Annotated in this window: 4 protein-coding genes and 1 pseudogene; 1 reads left to right on the top strand and 4 read right to left on the bottom strand. The window is 66.4% G+C overall.

Annotation, left to right across the window (positions count from 1 at the left end):
• A partial coding sequence (locus tag JHD73_RS26820) for an alpha/beta fold hydrolase (RefSeq protein WP_199033181.1) occupies window positions 1-616 on the top strand: 616 nt, incomplete at its 5' end.
• 27 nt (window positions 617-643) lie between these two features.
• Here the strand turns inward: JHD73_RS26820 and JHD73_RS26815 are convergent.
• The 4 genes and pseudogenes from JHD73_RS26815 to JHD73_RS26800 form a co-directional block, all read right to left on the bottom strand.
• The gene (locus JHD73_RS26815) at window positions 644-1,735 is read right to left on the bottom strand and encodes an acyl-CoA desaturase (protein ID WP_199033180.1); all 1,092 of its coding nucleotides are present in this window, start codon (window positions 1,733-1,735) and stop codon (window positions 644-646) included.
• Window positions 1,719-2,849: a sterol desaturase family protein gene (locus JHD73_RS26810; protein ID WP_199033179.1), complete on the bottom strand. Its 1,131-nt coding sequence runs from the start codon at window positions 2,847-2,849 to the stop codon at window positions 1,719-1,721. The genes JHD73_RS26815 and JHD73_RS26810 overlap by 17 nt, the downstream gene beginning before the upstream one ends.
• Window positions 2,846-3,469, bottom strand: coding sequence for a phosphatase PAP2 family protein (locus JHD73_RS26805; protein WP_233177173.1), 624 nt, complete (start codon window positions 3,467-3,469; stop codon window positions 2,846-2,848). The genes JHD73_RS26810 and JHD73_RS26805 overlap by 4 nt, the downstream gene beginning before the upstream one ends.
• A pseudogene (locus JHD73_RS26800) lies at window positions 3,466-4,143 on the bottom strand (CoF synthetase); the annotation flags it as partial. The pseudogene JHD73_RS26800 and the gene JHD73_RS26805, both read right to left, overlap by 4 nt.

Below are 4,143 nucleotides of genomic sequence, written 5' to 3'. Positions count from 1 at the left end.
GGTCAAGGGTGTGAAAGTCCAGGCTTTGCAGAACGGGCTGAACTCGCTGGCCGACGATGTGGCCACCACGCGCCGCGCCATCGGCAACCAGCCCGGCAAGGTCGTGCTGGTGGGGCATTCGTGGGGCGGCACGGTCATCACCGAGGCCGGCGCGGACAGCAAGGTTGCCGGGCTGGTCTATGTGGCAGCCTTTGCGCCGGATGCCGGCCAGTCGACGGAAGAGGCCGGCAAGGACTACGCACCAGCGCCCGGCATCGGCAAGCTGGTGGCGGATGCCAACGGCTACCTCTCGCTACCCGCTGCAGCGCTGGCGAGCGACTTTGCGCAGGATGTACCGGCCGCGCAGGCGCGCGTGATGGCCGCCACGCAGGGGCCCATCAAGGCAACGGCATTTGGTGAGCGGACCACGGTGGCCGCATGGCAGAGCAAGCCCTCGTGGTTCATCGTCAGCGAGCACGATCGGATGATTCAGCCGGACCTGGAGCGCGCCATGGCCAGGAAGATCGGTGCCAAGGTGACGAGCTTGCCGACCAGCCACGTGCCGCAGCAGTCGCGGCCGCAGGAGGTGGCGAAGGTCATTCTCGACGCCGTGCATGCGGTCGAGGTGCGCAACTGAGGTGCGCGTGCGGTGATGGCTTGCGTGTCAGCTTGGCCGCTCACCCATCGCGCGCAGAAAGGTCTGTTGTGCGGCCAGGAGCTCTGGATAGGTGAGCGTGCGGTAGTCGAGCGCATGCAGGCGTGCAACCTCTGCTATGCGTACGGCCAGCGCTGGATAGTGCCGATGGCTGTAGGTCGGAAACAGATGGTGTGTGAGGTGCCAGTTCAGGCCGCCCAGCCAGTAGCCGATCCACGCCGGTTGCGGCTGCCAGTCGCATGCGGTGTGGAAGGCATGTTCATGCCACGTGTGCGGCAACCGACCGGATTCGGGCGGCAGATAGAACGTCACGTCGGCCCAGTGCGTGCCCAGGATCAGCGCCACCAGTACGCACGACGCGAGCATCTGCCCGACAAGGTAGCCGAACGCCACCCAGCCCCAGCCGAGGCCCATCCGATGTGCTACCCAGGCCGGCACGGCCACGGCCATCAGCAGATGCAGCGCCTTTGCGCACAGAAAGGTTGCCCAGCCCCGCAGGCCCGGTAGCACGCGGTCTGTTTTGAGTGCGGTGAGCCCAAGGCGGTCTGACCAGTCGTAGATCCAGTTGATGTAGGGCAGCGACAGCGCGGCGATCAACGGCCAGTAGCGATGCTGATACTGAAACTGCGGATACCACGGCTGAAACGGCGTCTGCCGCAGGAAGCGGTTGGCGGCGGTGTCGAGGTCGTAGTGCTCGATGTTGGCGTGCGCGTGGTGATAGTGCACGTGGCGCACCGTCCAGTATGCGGGCTCGATGCCGAGCGGGATGGCGGTGAGCCGGATCATGGCGCTGTCCAGCCACGCCCACGGCGACAGCGCCCGGTGCGCGCCATCGTGCAGCACGTTCATGGCCAGCAGCATCGCGAAGAACGGAAACGCGAGATAGGCCAGCACGAAGACGACCGGGCTCGCCGCCGTGACCATGGCGACATAGAGCAGCGCTGCGCAGGTCGCGAGGAACAGGCCTTTGACGATCAGGCCGAGATCGGCAAAGCGGTGGTCGCCGTTTGCCTGCAGGTAGCCATGCGCGGCACTGCGCAGGTCATCCGCCAGCGTAGATGCGCGCGGTGAGGCGTAGCGGAGCTTACTGAGATTTGGCATGCGGTGAAGATTGCAATGGTGTGCCCGTACGCAGCGCATGCCACAGGGCGCAAGCGAGGCCATGTACACCCAGCGCAACGGCCAGGCCATTGGAGAGCGCATCGCCAGTACCGCACACACCGATCATGAGTGCAGGCAGCGCGATCGCCAGCAAAGACCACAGCCAGCGCCCCCATGCGCGCCCGTCCGACAGGCCGCCCAGGGCAACCGTCAGCAGCAGGATGAGGGCAAACCACACGGCCTGCCAGTGCCCCAGCCAGAAGCCATCGGTACGCACGTAGTCGATCACCACGCCAAAGAGCAATACGCCGCCGGTGGCAATCCAGCCGGCCGGTGTCACGCGCGTGTCGCGCTGCAGATGCGGGGCGCGCAGGCCGAGCCAGTGCAGTGCGGGCACGATGTTGGCCCAGAACGGGTTGTCGCTGTGTGTGGGTGTGTGCACGCCGTAGCGGATCGGTACGTCGGGCATGGCGCGCTGGTAGGTGCCGAATAGCTTGTCCCACAGCAGCAGCGTGCCGCCGAAGTTGCGGTCGATGTATTCCGGGTTGCAGCCGTGGTGTACGCGGTGGTTGGCCGGCGTGACCATGAACCTGTCGAGCACGCCCGAGCTGCCCACCAGCCCGCAGTGGTTGTAGAACTGCACGGAGTAGTGCAGCCCGGATACCGCCACGAACATCTCGGGCGTCACGCCCAGCAGCGCCAGTGGCACAAAAAACGGCAACGAGGTCAGCGACGACAGCCACGCATTGCGCACCCCCAGCGACAGGTTGAAGTGTTCGCCCTCGTGATGCACTGCATGGATGGCCCACAGGAGGCCGAACCGATGATGCATGCGGTGCAGCCAGTAGAAGCCCAGGTCCCACGCCACGAAGGCAAAGGCCCAGCCGATGACCGGGTGCCAGCCATCCACCCAATGCAGGCTGGCATTGGCATACAGCCAGGTGAAGCCAGCCACCTCCAGGCCACGGCACAACCACATCAGCACGTGACCGGAGTTCAGGTTGAGGATGACGTCACGCCATGGCAGCGGCTGGCCGCGCCACCACTTGAGTGCAGCCAGCTCCAGCAGCACGCAGCCGAGCATGAGGGCCAGCGGTAGGGCAAATGCATTCATGTCGATACGGTTTCAATCGAGAGGGTAGGAGCGCGCCGCGCGAGCCAATGGCGCGCGGCCACGCCGCACAGTACGCCCACCGCCACGCCGGCAGACAGGTCGAGCGCAACGTGCCGGCGTGTCTGGATGGTTGCGTACAGCACGCCGAGCCCCCACGCCGCTGCCAGCAGCGTACGGATGGGCTTGCGCGCATCGGCCAGCGCCCAGACGGAGAGCGCCGTGAGCGCGCCATGCAGCGAAGGCAGGCAGTTCTGGCTCGAATCCATGGCCATCAGCATGCGTTGCACGCTGGCCGGCAGAGACCCGTCGGCCAGCGGCGGGTAGTGCAGCGTGGTCGGCCAGAGCAGGAAGACCGCGCCGCTCACCAGGGCGCTCATCTGCATGGCGCGTTCCAGCCAGCGCAGCCGGTGCATGTCAGCCAGCAGATACGCCAGCGGAATCAGCGCAAAGAACGACAGGTACAGCCAGATGCCCGACGTGCTGAACGGGATGGCACGGTCCAGCGTCGTCTCGGGCACCACGGTGCCCGCACCTTGCAGCACACCGCATGTGCCGTAGACCAGGCCGACTGAACACCAGCCCAGCGCCATATGACGCAGGCGAGCGGCGAGCGGGCTCATTGGGCGGCTCCCGATGCGGCAAGCCGGACGATGCGGCGCCGCTTGGTGGTGAAGTCGGTCGCAATAGTTTGCGGTGCCGGGTGCCATGTCACGCGTGTCATGTCGACGCCCTGGCGGGCAAACACGTCTGCCAGATGCGCCTGGCACGCACGGACGATGTCAGCACTGGTGGGGCTGACGGAGAGTGCCAGCGTGTGCGCGTCGGTTTGCACCAGGCGGTAGTCAGCCAGCAGCGGCAGCGCTTGCGCCAGGGCGCGCGAGCATACATCCGCAAACAGCGTAACGGTGCCACCGCCGTGTGCAGGCAGCACGAGCGTGTCGTCACAGCGGCCTTCGATGCGCTCGATGGCCATGGCGGGGTTGCCGCAGGGGCAGGGCGGTAGCGCGGGGTCTTGGCGGATGAGGATGTCGTCCAGCCGGTAACGCACGATGGGCTGCGTGCTGCGTGTGAAATCCGTGACGATGGGCGCGAAGCGGAGGTCGTCCAGCCACTGCGGCTCGATGTGCACGTGCGCCTCGTTCAGGTGCAGCGTGCCGTGCGCACAGGTGGCGCCCAGGAAGCCCTCGGTGGCCTGGTAGACCTCGCCCACGTTGCCGAATGCCTGCGCCAACAACACGCGGTCCATCGGTTCCAGCACCTCGGCGCCGGAAAGCACTTGCACCGGTGCGATGTC

The organism is Ralstonia sp. ASV6 (genome assembly GCF_016429285.1).
GTDB lineage: Bacteria > Pseudomonadota > Gammaproteobacteria > Burkholderiales > Burkholderiaceae > Ralstonia > Ralstonia flaminis.
The sequence above is the reverse complement of the archived record's forward strand: the minus strand, read 5'-3'. Positions and strand labels throughout refer to the sequence as shown.